The organism is Bacillus sp. OTU530, from assembly GCF_038440375.1.
On record NZ_JASATP010000081.1, the window covers coordinates 1 to 16281 of the forward strand.

The 16281-nt window shown below is 35.5% G+C and carries 13 protein-coding genes and 1 pseudogene; 10 read left to right on the plus strand and 4 right to left on the minus strand.

Annotated elements, in window-relative coordinates; genetic code table 11:
• Positions 1–360: 360 nt before the first annotated feature.
• The 4 genes and pseudogenes from AAHB12_RS29580 to AAHB12_RS29590 all read left to right on the plus strand — a co-directional run bounded on the left by AAHB12_RS29580 (position 361) and on the right by AAHB12_RS29590 (position 5179).
• The gene (locus AAHB12_RS29580; protein WP_342048692.1) at positions 361–1395 is read left to right on the plus strand and encodes a DUF3231 family protein; all 1035 of its coding nucleotides are present in this window, start codon (positions 361–363) and stop codon (positions 1393–1395) included.
• A gap of 77 nt (positions 1396–1472) precedes the next feature.
• Positions 1473–1919 (plus strand): hypothetical protein, encoded by a 447-nt coding sequence (locus AAHB12_RS29585; RefSeq protein ID WP_342048693.1) that lies wholly within the window; start codon positions 1473–1475, stop codon positions 1917–1919.
• Positions 1920–2979: 1060 nt separating this feature from the next.
• A pseudogene (locus AAHB12_RS32040) lies at positions 2980–3102 on the plus strand (CBO0543 family protein); the annotation flags it as partial.
• 259 nt (positions 3103–3361) lie between these two features.
• Positions 3362–5179, plus strand: coding sequence for an APC family permease (locus AAHB12_RS29590; RefSeq protein ID WP_342048702.1), 1818 nt, complete (start codon positions 3362–3364; stop codon positions 5177–5179).
• Between the two features lie 576 nt (positions 5180–5755).
• Here the strand turns inward: AAHB12_RS29590 and AAHB12_RS29595 are convergent.
• Positions 5756–6850, minus strand: coding sequence for a GerAB/ArcD/ProY family transporter (locus tag AAHB12_RS29595; protein WP_342048694.1), 1095 nt, complete (start codon positions 6848–6850; stop codon positions 5756–5758).
• A 323-nt stretch (positions 6851–7173) separates the two neighbouring features.
• Here AAHB12_RS29595 and AAHB12_RS29600 point away from each other — a divergent pair, with 323 nt between their 5' ends.
• The 4 genes from AAHB12_RS29600 to AAHB12_RS29615 all read left to right on the plus strand — a co-directional run bounded on the left by AAHB12_RS29600 (position 7174) and on the right by AAHB12_RS29615 (position 11082).
• Positions 7174–8211, plus strand: a complete 1038-nt coding sequence (locus AAHB12_RS29600) for a DUF3231 family protein (protein WP_342048695.1) — start codon at positions 7174–7176, stop codon at positions 8209–8211.
• A gap of 94 nt (positions 8212–8305) precedes the next feature.
• On the plus strand, positions 8306–8722 hold the full coding sequence (locus AAHB12_RS29605) for a hypothetical protein (RefSeq protein ID WP_342048703.1): 417 nt from the start codon (positions 8306–8308) through the stop codon (positions 8720–8722).
• 366 nt (positions 8723–9088) lie between these two features.
• Complete coding sequence (locus tag AAHB12_RS29610) at positions 9089–10093, plus strand: DUF3231 family protein (RefSeq protein WP_342048704.1); 1005 nt, start codon at positions 9089–9091, stop codon at positions 10091–10093.
• Between the two features lie 509 nt (positions 10094–10602).
• Complete coding sequence (locus AAHB12_RS29615) at positions 10603–11082, plus strand: hypothetical protein (RefSeq protein WP_342048696.1); 480 nt, start codon at positions 10603–10605, stop codon at positions 11080–11082.
• 147 nt (positions 11083–11229) lie between these two features.
• Here AAHB12_RS29615 and AAHB12_RS29620 read toward each other — a convergent pair whose 3' ends face one another.
• Positions 11230–12300 carry an acyltransferase family protein gene (locus tag AAHB12_RS29620; protein WP_342048697.1) on the minus strand — a complete coding sequence of 357 codons (1071 nt, stop codon included), beginning with the start codon at positions 12298–12300 and terminating at the stop codon, positions 11230–11232.
• A 653-nt stretch (positions 12301–12953) separates the two neighbouring features.
• On the opposite strand from AAHB12_RS29620, the gene AAHB12_RS29625 reads away from it, so the two are divergent.
• Positions 12954–13214, plus strand: coding sequence for a cadmium resistance transporter (locus tag AAHB12_RS29625; protein WP_342048698.1), 261 nt, complete (start codon positions 12954–12956; stop codon positions 13212–13214).
• An 80-nt stretch (positions 13215–13294) separates the two neighbouring features.
• Here AAHB12_RS29625 and AAHB12_RS29630 read toward each other — a convergent pair whose 3' ends face one another.
• Positions 13295–14401, minus strand: a complete 1107-nt coding sequence (locus AAHB12_RS29630; RefSeq protein ID WP_342048699.1) for an anti-sigma factor domain-containing protein — start codon at positions 14399–14401, stop codon at positions 13295–13297.
• Positions 14394–15122, minus strand: a complete 729-nt coding sequence (sigI, locus tag AAHB12_RS29635; protein ID WP_342048700.1) for an RNA polymerase sigma-I factor — start codon at positions 15120–15122, stop codon at positions 14394–14396. The genes AAHB12_RS29630 and sigI overlap by 8 nt, the downstream gene beginning before the upstream one ends.
• A gap of 723 nt (positions 15123–15845) precedes the next feature.
• On the opposite strand from sigI, the gene AAHB12_RS29640 reads away from it, so the two are divergent.
• Positions 15846–16070: a hypothetical protein gene (locus AAHB12_RS29640; RefSeq protein WP_342048701.1), complete on the plus strand. Its 225-nt coding sequence runs from the start codon at positions 15846–15848 to the stop codon at positions 16068–16070.
• Positions 16071–16281: the final 211 nt, after the last annotated feature.

Consider the following 16281-nt stretch of genomic DNA (forward strand, 5'->3'; position numbering starts at 1 on the left):
AGCTCTTCAGCGCCGATAGTAGTTGGGGGTTTCCCCCTGTGAGAGTAGGACGTCGCTAGGCAAATAAAAAAACCTCACTTTTGTGTATAATAGCTACAAGAGTGAGGTTTTTTTGTGCTTTTAGTTTGGAAAATTTCAAGTACTGAAATTATAATATAAAATAAATCTTGATACGTAGAAAATACAGAGGGGGGCGCTACAAAATAAGAAGGAGAAATGAACAAACTTGCAAGTAGGCCTAGTACCAGCGTTCGTGTAGCCAGGGGCAAAGTAGACAATTTTATGGATAAAAGTTTAGTCCAGAATATAATTTTGAATGGAGGAAAATACTAAGCAAAACAATAAAAGGGAGATTTTTCTATGGAAACGTTTAAACCAATTCATATAGGTTCAACAAAATCGGACCTAAGTGAAAAACTCACATCAGCAGAAATGGGTAAACTCTGGGCGACTTATATGGGGAATTCTATGGGCAAATGTATTCTGAGTTATTATCTTCAACATGTTGAGGACGGTGATATTAAGAATTTATTAGAAAACGCATTACAATTAAGCCTAGAAATTTTGAAGAGAATCGAAGAAATTTTCACAAAGGAAAACTTCCCTATCCCTCAAGGTTTTACTGAGAAAGACGTAAATCTTGGTGCTCCTAGGTTATTTGAAGATCAATTCTATGTTCATTACTTGAAATATGTCTCTAAAGCAGGAATGAGCATCTATAACGTAGCGGTACCGTTAGTGTATAGGAAGGATATAAGGGAACTTTATTTGTATTGTATGGATTCCACTATGGCTTTAATGGAACAAATCAAGGATATATTAATGAATAAAGGATTTATCATGAAGCCACCTGTTATTCCAGTACCAGATAAAGTGGAATTTGTTCATCAAGATTTTTTAAATGGTTTCTTTGGACACGTACGACCTTTACATGCATTAGAAATTACCCACTTTTACGATAATATTGAAAATAACCTAGCAAGTAAAGCACTCCTTATAGGATTTTCCCAAGTAGCAAAGAACGAAAAGGTTCAGGATTTATTTGAAAGAGGTAGAGAGCTTGTAACTCTAAATACTGAAAGCTATATGCAAAAACTACATGATGAACATTTACCTTCCCCATCTTTTCGTGACGATTTAGTTACAACATCTACCTTTGCTCCTTTTTCAGACAAGTTAATGTTATTTCATAAGATAGATATGTTTTCAATGAAACTGAGATCATTTGGAAATTCGGTAGCTGTAAACGGAAGGAACGACATTGCGTTACTTTATACTAAATCGTTAATGAAAAATTCAGCATTTGTTCAAGAGGCTGCAAAAATTGCGATTGAGAATGGCTGGCTGGAACAACCACCAAGAGCGGTTGATCGAGAAAAGCTAGCATCCAGTTAATTACCTATTCATGTTCCTAACATGAACGAACATTTTGTACCCTGAAACAAAATCTACAAGAAAAAGGTTAGACAAATGTGAATCCAAAAGAAAAATTGTTATGGAGTATAGCTCTTCCAGGTTTCGGTCAATTATTGAATGGAAAGTACCTTAAAGGGTTAATTTTCATTGTATTAGAAGTAATAATTAATGTTCAATCCCATTTTAATGAAGTGATCTACTATAGCTTTAATGGTGAGATTGAAAAAGCCATTGATCATACTGAATACCAATGGCTTATGTTTTATCCTTGTGTGTATTTTTTTGCGATGTGGGATGCCTATAAAGATGCAGGTGGTGGTAGGGAACTATATTCTTTCTTACCATTTGTTCTTTCAGCATATTTTGTTACTGTGGGATTAATGTATTCTGCAAAAATAAAGTTATTAGGAATTATGTTGGGAACAGTGTGGTTTCCTATGCTATGTGTAATTCCTGGAGTTATTATAGGAATACTGCTAAAAAAGTTATTAAGAAAAGCATGAACGTTATTTTTTTCAATTTTAGTGATTTGACTATATTCCGTAAAGGAAATTGAAAGGGAACATCAAGCGGGTGTTTCCTTATTTTATTATCAAGATCAACAATAATATTAAATAGTATCTTTTATCCACGAAAGTAAGAATGTGAAATAATACACTTAAACTATAAGGTGCGTTAGTTCAATGAGAAAAAGTAGTTAAGATCTTCAACAATCTGGCGCTATTATTGAACAACATAAATAAAATATATCCCAGAAAATATGCAGGATTTTATGCAACAAGTAGGGAAGTTTGTCAAAAGATTGGGAGGCCTAAACCCGAACCACTCGGAAATTGCATAAAATGTTGTATATTTGATTATGTCCGAGAATGAGAGAAACTCAGTGTTGGTACGGAATCCCATGGGAATCCACTGCCGGTAATGTGATGTTATGTTAACCTGACATGTATAGTGAGGGAAACAAACTTAAGTATTTTTTATTCTCCTACAACCATTTATTTATGATTCATTGTTCTTATTTCTTATACCGTTTTGTGATAGCGCTATTATTTTTTTATCTATTTGTCTATATATTCCAACAACCATAATTACACATATGAGTAAAAAAAGTGTATTAATTTTATATCCACTTATTAGCTGCACGTACACCTCTTTTGTATATATATAACGAATAGCAAAGTATATACCTAGTAGTACTAATATATCCGAGTTAAAATCAAAGGTTTTTTTGGACATGTCTACATCTTCCTCTTAGCCTTTTTATAGCACAACAATTATTCATCATGTTCTACCTCATCAATTGATGAGAGTTGCGTTTCTTTTTGTTCTACTACATCCACTATCGGATTATTTGGTTCTTCTTGAATTTCTACATCCCTCTATTTTTCATTAGGCTTTTCTGAACAACCAGTTTAAAATATATGGTTCCCTAAAGTTGTTAGGATATGTGATATACACAATAAAGCCAATTGATATACAGATAGGGATTGCCCTTTCCTACACCGAATAATTACAAGAAAGAGGGAGGTTGTAAAATGTCAAAATTTATACATATAACAATCAGCGGGGAAAATCGTATATGGTAACGGCTGGAATATTATTTGGACATTCTTCTCATATATCATCTCGTATATGTGGGTGTACTGGTATTACCTTTATTTAAGAAAGTTAAAAGTCATGAGTTAAATCCTAAATGCAACATAATAGAATCCGACAGCTAACCTCATAAGCGTTTGGAGAGTAGGTTTGCTTTGTGTTGTCTGAAAAAGAACACTGAGAACCGCCTTAGTGTTCTTTTTTTGTGTTTATTACAGGATACATTTTTATTTTTAAGAAAATCTATGGTATTGGGCATGACTAAAGAAGAAGGATAATTTTATCATAGTCGTTGTAGTTAAACTGATTAGATTTTTAGCGTAATGGAGGGAACGTTGTGCGTTATTCCATGTTTAAAAAAACATTGATTGGAAAACCACTCAAGACGAGTGAATTAGGGGAACAAAAACTAGGGAAATTAAAGGCTCTTGCCATTTTGTCGTCAGATGCCCTTTCTTCCGTAGCCTATGGACCAGAACAAGTTTTAATTGTGTTATCTACAATCAGTCTCATTGCATTTTGGTATTCGATTCCGATTGGCGTTGGTGTGTTAGTTCTTTTAGCAGCTCTGATTCTTTCCTACCGCCAGATTATTTATGCTTATCCCCACGGCGGCGGTGCCTACATTGTCTCAAAAAATAATCTAGGGAAAAATGCCGGTCTCATTGCCGGAGGATCTTTATTAGTTGACTATATTTTAACTGTATCCGTAAGCGTATCAGCTGGAACAGATGCTATTACATCAGCCTTCCCTCAATTTCATGGTTATAATGTGGGAATTGCCTCTGCATTAGTTGTATTGATTACAATTTTGAATCTCAGGGGTGTGACAGAATCCGCTTCCGTCCTAGCGTATCCTGTATACTTATTTGTGTTGGCGTTACTCCTTCTCATCGGTGTGGGAATATGGCAAATTGCAAACGGACAAATACAAGCTAACTCACATACATCAATAGGGACAGTGGTTCCCGGTATGAGTCTATTTTTATTACTCAAAGCCTTTTCATCCGGTTGTTCGGCTCTAACTGGAGTAGAAGCGGTTTCGAACGCGGTTCCTAACTTTAAAGAACCTGCTGCAAGAAACGCCGTCAGTACACTAGTTATGATGGGATTCATCTTAGCCATTCTTTTCTCTGGTACTATGTTTCTCGCCTATTGGTTAGGAATCACACCTAAACATGAGGAAACAGTGGTATCGCAAATGGCATCTGAAGTATTTGGAAGAAATTTTATGTATTACTTTGTGCAAGGAACTACGGCTCTGATTCTGGTACTTGCAGCGAATACCGGTTTTTCTGCTTTTCCGTTGCTAGCGGTTAACTTAGCGACAGACAAGTACATACCTCGAATGTTCCTGAATCGTGGGGATAGACTCGGTTATTCCAACGGTATTATCACACTTGGTATTGCATCTATTTTGCTGATTATTGCTTTTAGAGGGGAAACAGAACAACTCATTCCGTTATACGCAGTTGGTGTATTTATTCCTTTCACACTGTCGCAAACAGGTATGATTGTAAAATGGATAAGAGAAAGACCTGCTGGTTGGATGTATAAAATGATTGTCAATTTAATCGGCGCATTGATTTGTTTAACTGTTGTGATCATTTTCTTCATCACAAAATTTTCTCAAGTCTGGTCTATCCTGATTTTCTTGCCAATCATTATCTATGCGTTTCATAAAATTAAAAACCATTATGAAGCTGTGGGAGAACAACTGAGGATCAAACCAGGTGAAGAAGAGGTCTTACAGCGGGAAGGAAATGCTGTCATTGTACCCGTTGCAGGGATAACAAAAGTAGTCGAAAGCTCCTTGAATTATGCCAAGTTAACCGGTGATACAGTCATTGCCGTTTATGTCGCTTTTGATGATGAAAGTGAAAAACGGATGGAGGAAAAGTGGAAGGAATGGAAACCAGATATTCGTCTCGTCACGCTACGTTCCGAATATAGGAGTTTGATGAGACCTATTGCTCGTTTTATCGACTTGGCTATGAAAAGGGCTGCTGAAAGTAATCACACAATAACCGTACTAATTCCACAATTCATTACAAGGAAGAGATGGCATGATATATTGCATAATCAGTCAAGCTTACTATTAAGACTTTACCTTATTTATCAAAAAAATGTGATTGTAACTACTGTACCTTATCGATTTGAAAAATAGGACTGGCCAAAAAATAAAACACTTTTAACTTCCTATATCGAATGTTATGCTAACTGACAGCCCCATTTGCGGGGCTGTTTTTCTCTGTGTGCCAGGCATGGCAACTATCTAGGTGGTGAAAGTCCACTGTGGGGGTACACATCGACCAACCACTAAGGAAGCGCAAGGTACTTATCGTGAGGTAAGGGCTGGAGGAAGCGTGGAATAAAATCTTGGCTCGACGAACAGAAATCTGATACTAAGGCTCTATAAAGGGATGAGACTCCAGAACAAGTCAAAGTCCAAAAAGATTTGTGTTTTCTGTATTATGATTCTTTTCTTAACAGGAAGAGCTTTATTAGAACAATCCGTACGAATTAGCGTGTAGGCATAAGAAGAGAGAGCAACACAAGGGACGGATGATCTGGCAGTTCGGCTCGTATAATCGCTCGTGCAAGCCGATAACCTGAATCTTGCTTTTGGTCGTCGGTTTGGCGAAAGAGCCAAACCGAGCCGAAAAAAATTGTGCAAGGACAACCCAGAAAAAGAAATGACGATCGCAAAGAAAAGGTTCTTTCCGTCTTTAAATACATGAAGTCATGCTTTTGCCCTTCTATTTATGAACCACAACACAAGAAAAGTAGCTATAAGGAAAGCTGGTAAGCAGTTCAAAATATAGCTTGTATACAAGGTGACCTGATATTCAGTTAGGTAAGAGGCCCCTTTCAGACTAATAAACCAGAACACACCAATAAACAGATAGGGTGTAAGGTTCCGCTCTTTCCATTTGAACCGTTTCAACCAAATTACCTTTTTTAAGAGTTCTATCACTACATGCCAATGAATTAAAATACTTAAGAATGAAATAGCTAGATATAACACTAGAAAAATGAATAAAACACGTTCAATGAAGCCGAACTCTAGCCGCATCGCATCACTCGTGCGAACCCAAGGGTAAACCATTCTATCGATATGATTAAATCCAATATATCCTATTGGAATAAAATAGGTAGTGAACAAGTTCCCTAGCAATGTGAAGAAAATAAGCCCAAGTTGAAGCCAAGTCATTTTTTGTTTTTTCGTAAATACACGATTGAAAATAATTAAATTTGCTGCACCTATGGATGAAAATAAAGCAGCAGAAAATGCAGGGTAGCTAGGAGTGTGATAGATGTACATTACAGATTCCTTTACATAGTCCCATTCCATACCTTCGCTCGTATACGTTTTTGCCATAATGAGGATCACCAGAGGAATGTTGAACACTAGAAGGGTTTCAACCGTATATAACACACTTTTGGAACTCATTAATATGCCAAATGAAATAAAGCATAGAAAAATGGAAGTGATCCATTGTAAAGGCATATCTGGAGTTAAAAATCTTTTCAATAAGAAGGAATAGTTAATAAGAGTTGTTAATCCTGATGAAAACCAGAAAACTGTAAGAAGCATAAGAAATGGAATTGCAATCCATTTCGGAGTGTACTCTTTTAGTAGTTCAGGCAGTCCTTTACCAGGGAATTTGTTAAAAAAACGAGCTATTGTATAAGTAAACATAGAACCCATAATGAGGGCGAGAATCATGGAAATAATTGCTCCCTTTGTTCTAGCTTCTAATAAAATTTTAGGAACGCATGCCACAATATTTGCTACCATGTTTACAATTATCAAATAATAAAAATACCGATTCATTGCTACATCCCTCTATTTTCATTAGCCTTTTCTGAACGACCAGTTTGAAATATATGATTCCCTAAAGTTGTTAGGCTATGTGAAGGTTAGCAAAAACCCCTTCAGGATCTGAGGGGGGGTTTTTAAGTTATTAGATACATTGAATGCCGATAATTCGGGATTATGTAAACCTTGACATGAATAGAATATACATCGTTCCTTGTTCAACGAACAGGACAGTTTAGTGAAACAAGTGGGAGGGGATTTCTGGATAAAAGTATAGTCCAGAATATACTTTGAATAGAGGAGAATACTAAGCAAAATATTAAAAGGGAGATTTTTCTATGTATACGCTAAAACCGATACAATTAACTTCAAGTAAAACAAACACTACAGAACCATTAACATCATCAGAAATGGGGAAACTTTGGGCAACATATATGGGAAACAGTATGGCAAACTGCATATTAAGCTATTTTCTTCAACACGTTGAGGATGAGGATATTAAAACATTAGTGGAAAATGCGTATAATTTAAGCGTAGATTTCATGGAAATCATTACAGGAATATTTGAGAAGGAAAACTTTCCTATCCCTCAAGGGTTCGGCAAAGAAGACGTTAACCTTAGTGCACCTCGGTTATTCCAAGATGAATTCTACGTCCATTATTTAAAATACACAGCAAAAGCAGGAACGAGTATTTATACGGTCGCCTATCCTCTTGTTTATAGAAATGATGTAAAAGAGTTTTTTAATTATTGTATAGATTCTACCAAGGCTTTGATGGACCAAATCAAAGAAATTTTATTGAGTAAAGGATTCATTAGTAAACCACCTATTATTCCAGTACCAGAAAAAGTTGAATTTGTTCATGAGGACTTTTTAAATGGTTTTTTAGGACATGTGCGTCCTATGCAAGCATTGGAAATTATCCATTTGTACGATAATATTGAAAACGGTGTCGCGAGTAAAGCACTCATTATGGCATTTGCCCAGGTTGCCAAAAATGAAAAAATTCGGGACCTATTTGAAAGAGGGAAAAACCTTACACATTCAAATTTGGAACGCTATATGAAAAAGCTACATGATGAAAATTTGCCTTCTCCATCTTTTTTAGACCATTTGGTTGCAACATCAACGTTTTCACCCTTTTCAGACAAAATAATATTATACCATAAGATGGACATGTTCTCCATGAAAATAAGAGCGGTTGGAAATGCAGTAGCAGTAAGTGCAAGACATGACTTTGGGTTGCTTTATTCTAGGTCCTTAATAAACATCCAAGGATTTGTAGGAGATGCAGCGGAAATTTACATAGAGAACGGCTGGATGGAAAAACCACCCTATGCGGCCGATAGAGGTAACATAGCATCTGATAAATAATCATCCCATATCCTACAAGAACATATTTTGTGTTCAAAAAAATACAATAAAGGGTTAGAAAAAGGTGAATCCAAAAGAAAAATTGTTATAGAGTATAGCACTTCCAGGGTTTGGTCAATTACTTAATGGAAGGTATCTTAAAGGGATTCTTTTTATCGTATTAGAATTCACGATTAATGTTCAATCTCATTTTAATGAGCTAATCTTGTTTAGTTTTAACGGAGAAATTGAAAAAGCCATTGAACATACTGAATACCAATGGCTTATGTTTTATCCATGTGTTTATTTCTTTGCGATGTGGGACGCATTTAAAGATGCAGGTGGGGGCAAGGAACCATATTCCTTTTTACCATTTGTTTTTTCAGCCTATTTTGTTACTGCAGGACTTATGTTTTCTGCAAAAGTAAAAATATTTGGGATATTGTTAGGGACTGTGTGGTTTCCTATGCTATGTGTAATTCCTGGGGTTATTATAGGTTTACTGTTAAAAAAATTCTTAGGAAAAGGATAATCGTATTTTGGTGTAAAGGAAAATTAAAAAAGGAAACCAAGAAATCAAGATTGTGAAATAATGCACTTAAGCTAACGGGGGTTAAGAAACTCAAAATTTTTAACTTCTGCTTTCGAATATTATGTTAATACGCTCCCTCCAGATCGCTTAACTGGAGGGTATTTTTTATAGGTTTTTAGATACAGTTACTTCCAATAGTGTAGGGTTATGTCAAATTCACGTGTATACCGATATACATTGCTCCTTATTCGTCAAACGTTACAGGATAGTTTTAAATCAAATATCTATAAAGATATTGCAGAAACTTTCTTATTCATAAAATAAACCTCTCAGGGTTACATTAAAAAATAAAACTAGGAGGATTGCATAATGATTTCACAGCGAACACCTATCACATCATCAGAATTAGCTAATTTGTGGATGACTTATCAAGAAAAGACCATGATTATCAGGATATTAGAGCATTTTATAGAACATGCCGATGATGAAGCAAAGCAACTGTTACAGTCCCATTCTAACACTGCCGCCAAAAATGTAGAGACGATTACAAACATTTTTCATCAAGAGGGAGCAGTAATTCCTATCGGCTTTACAGAAAAAGATGTATATAAGGGAGTCCCAAAGTTATATGACTACATGTACGATATCATGTATTTGCACATGATGACTAAAGTAGAAATGAGCCTGTATGCACGTTCTCTAGACATGTCTTACCGGAAGGATATTGAAGATTTTTTTATCAGTTTGACTGCAGAATCTCAAGCGATGAATAGCCAATGCACCCAATTGCTTTTAGAAAAAGGCGTTTTGGTACGCCCACCCTTTGTGTCAATGCCAACAAAAGTTGGATTTGTACAGAGTACAAATTACACGGACGGGTTAAAGTTATTTGGTGAACTAAGATCTCTTAATACAGTTGAAGTTTCCCTTATCCATCACGCGATTGAAACAAATCTTGTAGGAATGCAATTAATGATTGGATTTGCTCAAGTGGCCACTGATAAAGAGGTACAGGACTATTTTGTCAAAGGAATGAAACTTTCAGAAAAGATAGAAACTTCTCTAGGTGAATTTTTACGTCAGAGTTTTATTGAGCCCCCTGCCACTCCTGCTGGAAAAGCAACCACGTCAAAAATGGCGCCGTTTTCTGAGAAATTGATGATGTACAACACCAGCTTGCTCACTTCACTTGGATTCGGAAATAGTGCACTGGGCGGGGCTTTTAGTTTAAGAAGCGACATACCAACAAAAATGAGCTTGCTGACAAAAGATATTTTCTCTTTTGCTCAGGATGGTGGAAAACTTATGATTAAAAACGGCTGGTTGGAAGAACCTCCACAAATTGAGGATCGAAATCAGCTCACTACATAATCGTTTTATCATGATAGGACTTATTATTTCCATTCTACTTTTCAACCTAATTGCGTTCAAAACAAATCAGCATCTTACAAAAATTCTAAAAAGGAAAAGCTACCCAACTGCTCAATTGGGTAGCTTCTCGGCTAAAGCCGATTGTTTTGTGTGCTTCACAGATTACTTAAAGTTAACGCTTAATACTAACGCAACAAGGTGTACTAGGCCTATGAGGTTGAGTGCACTCTTATTATGCACTTTTCTCCTAGAATTTTATTCAAAAAGGGGAAAAGCTATACACTGCTGAATGTATAGCTTTCCTTAGAAAGTTGGTTTTTGCGTACTTCACAGTAGGCGAATGTCAAGTCACCAGAATGTACCATTAACTCCAAGTTTTGGATGCGACCTTATTATGTACTTCTTTCCTATAATTATTCAACAAAGGAAAAAACTATCCATAATGAATTGGATGGATTAAGGGATTTTTGGAAAACTATAACAAATTAAACCTAAAGGAGAATTCATATATGATAAAACTTGTCTTATGGGCTTTCTTTTTATTACCTTGGATTTCCTTAATCTTTTTAAAGAACTCGGCTATTCGCAGATATATGCCTGTTGCTTTGTTAGCGACAGTGATAAATACAATACTATACCAAGTTGCTTGGACATATGATTGGTGGAAGTACAAGGAAACTCTTTTTTCGTGGGATAAAGTAGCGCAAATACATACAGTTTATGGAGTTTTTTTGGTAGGGACTATATGGATATTTTATTTTACATTTCGTAGATTTTGGATTTATTTCGTTGTTAATTTAATTATAGATTGCATCTATTCATTTGGTTTCAGAGCTTTATGGAAAAAACTCAAAATTACAACTAGTGAAGGAAACTTATCTCCTCTCGAAGGGATTATTATCATGACAATAATTGCTGTCACTCTTTACGTGTATCAAATGTGGCAAGAAGGATTGATTTGTAGAGAAAATAAAATTACAGAAGAATAGAGTTCTTATTAAACGAACGAGTGCTAATTAACTCTCGCTTTCGAATCTTATGTCAACATGAAGGAGGCTGTCCCCAAAGATCGTTAAAACGACCTTTGGGGACAGCCTCCTTCATGACGTGATGAATCCCGTATTAAAACTGCTTTTTTATCGAAATTCCTTATACTCCACATTTAATTTTGTAGAGTGTTTAGCGTGAATGTGTAGAAAATGTAATAAAAATGCTCTGATTTTATGCTTATTCTCTATGAGTAGTATAGAAATGAAAAGAGGGATACTTACACCTAAAATGGTATATAGAATATTCCCATAGTCTATAAATTGCAGTAAGATTTTGTTGATTCCTATATGTAGATACATAATTATTAAACCTCTATGGTTAATAAAGGAAAGCAGAGATACGATTTTTACGGATTTAATGAGTTGGAATATCCCACAATATGAAATTATCATTATAAAGGGAATGAATAAATCAAGAATGTAGTTCCCAAAAACGAGATATTTAATGCTAAGATGATAATCTAGTAAATTACATTCTTGGAGTGTAATACATCCAGCTGTTAATAGGGTGCAAATGCCAGTCAGTAAAGCAGGAATCTGCTTTAAATACGTTTTCGCATAGTACCCGATGCTATAGTAACAAAGGGCAAGCATGGACGTATCTACATTCCAGGGTACGAATACATGAAGGGACGGCTCAGAACCGTCTAATGTACCTACATACCAGCCTTCGATATGAGAAACGATATAAAAAGCAAGAATAAATAGCAAACGCGCTGTCGTTCGTTTGAATAACAGAAAGATCACCTGGAATAAAAGCTGTGTGAAAAATAAACAAGTAATAAACCAAAATACTCCATAGTAGCTTGTAATAAATCGTCCCCCAACAAGCAAACTTCCTATATCCTTCATATACCAACTGAAAGAGAAGTTTCCATGTGTGAGTTCCCCTATATAGCGAAACGCAGTAAATATCCCTAAATATGTAAAGTAAGGGATAAGGAGACTATGTGCTCGTTTTTTTATATAGAACCTCATTTGTGACCACTGTGTAATTGGCTTTGACACGTAGCCGCTAAAGAGAAAGAAAGCAGGCATATGAAACCAATAAATATAAGTGATAAAGTCATTGTGATTATATGCATGCCCTGCAACGACTAGGATCATTGCGAATCCTTTTGCTGCATCAAGCCAAGTTTCACGCTTTGCGTCTATCATGTTTTTACCCCTCATGATCATAATAGTACCTAATGTTATAAGAAATTTTAGTGAAAGTTTCTTTTATTATTGGCTTTTAAACCTTTTGTAAGCAAAAAAACACATTTTTAAATATACATTCATCTTCTTAAATAAAAATAAATCAAGTTGTATTTTGATATAGATGAATACCAAATAGGAGAAACCACATATTTTGGGTAGCGGTAATGTCAAAAAACCCAGCATCATAGCATCAGAAATCAGTGTTTTGGTTCTTGAAAACAGGTGGGGAAGAGGGGGCCTTTCAAATTAGCAAGCGCCTGTAAATTTCCTTATCGTTGGTTATTTAGGGGAAGGCTTGCACAGACTTTATAAAAAAATTCTTCCTAAACACCATATGATAGCACTTAGAATAACGATGTTTATTTATGGTTCTGTGTTTCTTGTTATTGCCATAGAAATTTGGGTTATTGATCTGGAGTCTGTTCTTAAACTGGGGTAGTCATACCCACTTACTTTCAAGTCAACTCTATACATACCATTTTTTATAGGTTTCTAGATACATTGAATTCCGATAATAAACTATTATATAAATCTCACATGAATATGATATACATAAAATCCTTAAAAAAATACGGTAATATAAACCAAATAAGAGTTTTTATGGAGGCTGTATGAGTTTTATTCTTACTACAATTATTTTGTTTGCCGCTACAAATATTGATGATATCTTTCTTTTGTTAGCTTGGTTCTCACAACGAAATTCATCGTTAAAAGCTTCCCATATCATCATTGGACAATATGTTGGATTTATAGCATTAGTCTTACTTAGTCTTATTGGAGCTTTAGGAGCTTTGATTATCCCTCAAGAATGGATTGGTTTATCGTTACTTAGAAAAATTAAAGTAGGCAGGACATATAAAAAGGCTATCTAAACAGATAGCCTTTGAGGCAATAGTAAAAAAGCTAATCGTTGACCGATTAACTTTTTTACTCTTCTCATTCTTTTATCAATTTATATTTCCTTTTTTTCCTTTTCCTCTTCATGCTTGTTGCTTGGAGAAGGTGGTACTTGTTTCTTTTCTATCTTTTCCCCCTGTTTGGCACTTGGAGGAGGTGGTGCTTGTTTCTTTTCTATCTTTTCCTCCTGCTTGATACTTGGAGAAGGTGGTACTTGTTTCTTTTCTATCTTTTCCTCCTGCTTGATACTTGGAGAAGGTGGTACTTGTTTCTTTTCTATCTTTTCTTCCTGTTTGGCACTTGGAGGAGGTGGTGCTTGTTTCTTTTCTATCTTTTCCTCCTGCTTGATACTTGGAGAAGGTGGTACTTGTTTCTTTTCTATCTTTTCTTCCTGTTTGGCATTTGGAGAAGAAGGTGCTTGCTTCACTTGATTATTTGCCGGTGACTGTTCTGGAATAGGAATGGGTGCTTCTGGAACAATCGGAGAAGGCTGTGCAGCTTTCTCTTTTTTCATATAAGTACCGATACTCATTCCCGACTTTTTGGCATTCTCCCGTATTTGAATCGTACCTTCTTGCTCAACTACGGATAAACGTTCTTTTGTATACTTTGTCTTCTCAGTCTGCAAAGCGGTTTTAAGTTGTTGTTGAAACGTCTTTCCAGGATCTGTTACAACGGAAGTAAGGGTAATCTGTGTTTCCGTCGTTAAGTATCCGTCTGTTCGGCATCGATTTATAATTTGCCCAATTACATCTGGCAGTGGTTGCTTCCTCCAGTTTTTAAGCTTTTTTATAACCTGTTTACCCTCTTCATTATAGGCTTCTAAGCGAAGAACTCGAAGTTTGCTGTCCACGCTTGCTTCCACGCTTGCTTCCACACTTGGATTTATGTCAACAGATACATAAGCCATAACTTTTTCCTGCTGCCCATTATAGAAGAATAAAAACACCAGAAGAAAGGAACAAGCTACCATGGATATTGGTTTCAAAAAGGGAAAGGTAAATACACGTTTTTTGTTTGGTAGCAATTCTTCTTCGGTAAATGCTAGTTCTTGTCCGATTGCATAGTTTCCTTGCTTTTTTACGTATTTCACAAACCTTCCATCACGGGTAAGGAGCAAAACATTTTTCTTTTGAATTTCTAGCACAATTCCTTTACTCACCGTTCACCCACCCTTTTATATACTCTTTGATGTACGTATACTCGTTGCTGAAAATGATGCACATAGCGATGATATACTTTCTATGTCGTTCCAGTGTTTTTCGGCTTACTCGTACCCGACTTTCCAACTGTTTTAACGGAACCCGTTTCTTTTGAAAAAGCTCGTGCAACATTTGTTCATCTTGCACAACTATTTGAGAAATTTCTATTACATGTTCCCTTGTATCATGATGCTTCGGTGAATTCCTTACAAGATCTGAAAATGAAATATGGAATTCGTCTAATACTTTTTGAAAATGAAAAATTTCTTCCTTACGGCTTTCGTTCTCTATTTCCTTTAGATATTCAGAAAGTGACCCCTGCATGTCTATCAAGTTTTCTTCTTCCTGCTCTTCTTTCAAAAAGACAAGGTTGTGACGTACTTCTTTTCTTATATAATCAATCACATCTCTTTTTATAAGAAGCTCAGCAAACGCGAAAAATGATTTTCCCTTCTCATAAGAATACTTCTCTATGGCCTGATGGAATGCAAACAAACCAATACTGTATTCATCATCCTGTTCCGTTATGTACCGCTTGCAAACATTGGAAACAACCTTTCGAACAAAAGGCTGGTACTGAGCTAAAAATGCCTCTTTGTCACCTTCTCCTGCTTGAAGACGAGTCACAATTTCTTCTGTTACTCGTTTTGGTTTAATAGCTCGCAGTAATAAGCTTAACATAAACTCCCTCCTTCCTTGCTCCATATAAAAATAACTCCGTGTTCACCTTCGTTCTTTTTCCGCCTTCTTTTCCTTTTTTTTTATTATGACAGTGTCTGCTTTCATTAGGCTCTATAAGTCGAGAATAAAGAATCGATATTTGAAAATGATCCCTATCGAACACAAACGTTGTTAAATCAATAATTCAAAAATAACTATTATTTCCATATATAAACGAACTGAAAAATATTAATATGTAGGAAGAGTAATCTTAAACGAAATGGTAGTTACAGAGACTTAGCCTTAAGGTTAACAGAACATTGTCATGAGTTCTGACGAAGTACTTTTATACCAGAACCGATAGTATCATGTATAGATGAAGGCTTCAAATTATATTTACATGTTTTATGGGATTATAAAATAAGAAATTTTTGCTAGAAAGTTTTTCGACCCCCTTAAAAATGAAGTTCCTTACGAAATTATATAGATGGTCGACGCAAGGGAGTGGGAGCGATGAGAAATTCTTTCTCCTATTTTATCGTCATCTTTTCGAGTTTTATCTATGGTATTTATGAACTATTTATAGATGACACATATATGTATATCAAAAAAATCGTAGGAATACTATCCTCGATTTTATCTATATGGATACTTATCTCATGTATAACGTCTAGACAAGACAAAACTGAACACTAATGGCATGCTTATGTAGGATATAAATTTTACGAAAAAGGAAGATGGGACTTGAAGGAATTTATTGTTTGCTATACTTTGGATAATGAGATTAAAAAGGAAACAATCATAAAAGGCTTAGATGTAAACAAGGAGGAGATTGTACAAGAAGTATTAGAAAGGATGGAACACAGCCCATTTGTTATTGTGGTAAATCAGGAAGAAAATTCTATTATAGACTCCTCTTTGGTACGCTATGTACGCGTTATAAAAGAGAAAGTATTAGTTCAAATGTAATGTCTATAATTTAATATATAGTAAGTTAACAAAAGGAGATTACTTAACATAGCTCTTCTTCATCAATAGATTGCACATAGGAGAGAGGAATCATGTCCGAAACGTATGGTTCTCGTGAAGAACGAAAACAACTAGAGAGAAGGATGAAGGCAGGAGTATATCTGTCTCGTGAGGAACGAAAACAAGTAGAGAAAAACAAACAAACACAATC

Coding starts and splice junctions, on each gene's coding strand:
- AAHB12_RS29625 (WP_342048698.1), top strand. CDS start 12,954: ATGAGTTTTATTCTTACTACAATTATTTTGTTTGCCGCTACAAATATT.
- AAHB12_RS29600 (WP_342048695.1), top strand. CDS start 7,174: ATGTATACGCTAAAACCGATACAATTAACTTCAAGTAAAACAAACACT.
- AAHB12_RS29615 (WP_342048696.1), top strand. CDS start 10,603: ATGATAAAACTTGTCTTATGGGCTTTCTTTTTATTACCTTGGATTTCC.
- AAHB12_RS29580 (WP_342048692.1), top strand. CDS start 361: ATGGAAACGTTTAAACCAATTCATATAGGTTCAACAAAATCGGACCTA.
- AAHB12_RS29590 (WP_342048702.1), top strand. CDS start 3,362: ATGTTTAAAAAAACATTGATTGGAAAACCACTCAAGACGAGTGAATTA.
- AAHB12_RS29595 (WP_342048694.1), bottom strand. CDS start 6,850: ATGAATCGGTATTTTTATTATTTGATAATTGTAAACATGGTAGCAAAT.
- AAHB12_RS29620 (WP_342048697.1), bottom strand. CDS start 12,300: ATGATAGACGCAAAGCGTGAAACTTGGCTTGATGCAGCAAAAGGATTC.
- sigI (WP_342048700.1), bottom strand. CDS start 15,122: ATGTTAAGCTTATTACTGCGAGCTATTAAACCAAAACGAGTAACAGAA.